General features: G+C 46.1%; 1 protein-coding gene. It reads left to right on the forward strand.

What is annotated here, in order from left to right; all coding sequences use genetic code 11:
• Positions 1 to 1,951: DUF4347 domain-containing protein (locus EBR25_13555; protein ID NBW42008.1), on the forward strand; the 1,951-nt coding region annotated here is incomplete at both ends.

Below are 1,951 nucleotides of genomic sequence, written 5' to 3' on the forward strand. Positions count from 1 at the left end.
GCGAGCGAAAATGGCGTAGCATTTGTTCAGAGACTGGCCGAATTTACTAAAGCCGATGTGGCTGCCAGCAACGACCTAACAGGAACAGAAAAGCTGGGCGGCGACGCAATACTAGAGATCAAAACAGGCGATATCGAAACCGAAATAGAATGGCTCAATCGTGGCATCAACTCGCTAGGTCAAGTACTTGATGCGGAAGCCTTAGGCGAGGACGCTGAAACCGATGAAAATCTTAATGAAGGCGACGATAGCACAATTCAGCATGAAGATAGTTACAACAATCAAAGCTTGCCAACCGTTCCAATAGAACTCACAATTGATGAGACGGAAGGCCCCCAAGCGAATGCAGACTCTGAAGTACCGGGACAAACGTCAGCCGATTTTAGCAGCCTATTTAGCAATTACGATTCCGAGTCTGAATCAGAATTAGGTTCAAGCTCAGATTCAAGCTCAGGTGACGAGGGCGATTCATCAGAAAACAACGATGAAGACGAGGATACCTACAAGTACTCCATCTCGATTGGTGCAATTAATGCAAACGATGGGACACTAATCGCGCACGACGGGGTAGGAGCAGGCGTATACGCAATCGACAATGCCGACACACAAACAACGGCTGAAGACCAGGATGGGTATGGACAAGGTCAGCAAATCCTTCTCAAAAACGGGACAGGCACGAATCTTGGAGAGGTCATTGGCTACACAAATATCAATGGGCAAGAAATTGAATATTTTCGCATAATCACCGACAACACTGGCCTAGTCACATTCAGCCAGACAAGATCAATATGGCACAGCAACCTTGAGGACCACAATGACCTGGAATCGCTAAACCTGACCGCACTTGAAAATGGCAACAATGTCGCACTAAGACTCTCAAGGGTCAAGGTGAGTTCGTCATCTGCAGATTCCACGGAAAGTAGTCACGAACGAGGAGATTTAGTAGCGTACGAAGAAGGCGAAAAAGAGAGTTACTACCATCAGTCAGAATCTGATGAATCTACGGAATACCACCGAGACAACGAGGAGCAGCCAGAGGTTGACCACAGCGATTACAGTGACGAGGGAATTAGTTCTGATAGTTCGTCAGAAGAATCGTCAGAAGAGGACATCGATGACGATGACGATGACGATGACGATGACGATGACGATTATAGATACAATAAAACCTCCTATGTGGATCTACTGACATCAAACAGGAATGAAGTCGGATTCGCAAAGTTTCAGATCAGGGACGACGGCCCAATCCTCAGCAATCATGAGGGCACAGCAGATATTTCCCTTCTTCTTGATGATTCAGAACTCCCTCCTAGTGGGAATGGTGTCTATGCTGCTTCAGTTCAGTCTACAGACCTCTTTGGATATGAAAGCTATGGGGGGGATGGTGAAGGAATCTCGTCATTTAGCATAAACCTCTTGCAGGAGAATATTGCTTCAGGTCTCTATCTGAGTAAAGATAATTCGCCAACTCAGAAAGGTGCAAGCATTACCTTGATAACCACCGACAACGGCGAGATTTCTGGAATTGCCACCGAAAATACAGTAGTAGTAGAAGTTTTTAGAATTGGAATCAATGCTGGTGGCATTCTAGAGTTTTCATTTAGCGACCAAAGTAATCTACCAACACTATGGCGGCAATATTCAACGGCAAAAGAAGAAACTCTAAGCATTACAACGCCACAAGGCTACTTTCTAGCAACAAAAGCAGTCAGAGATGCCGATGGCGACGAAACAACCCAATCAATAGATCTCGGGAATAACATCTTTAAGATTAGGGTAGACAACCAGAATAGCGCTCCTATCTTTAAAGAAGACCCCAACTTCCCGGGTTCCTTCGTTGATGGTGTCTATACCTTCTCCTACGACGAAAATACACCTGCCGCTACCACCATCGGTATCGTTGCCGCCTCCGATCTCGACGGCGACACTCTCTCCTTCTCCATTACCAACA

It is taken from the genome of bacterium, assembly GCA_009926305.1.
Lineage (GTDB): Bacteria > Bdellovibrionota_C > UBA2361 > UBA2361 > RFPC01 > RFPC01.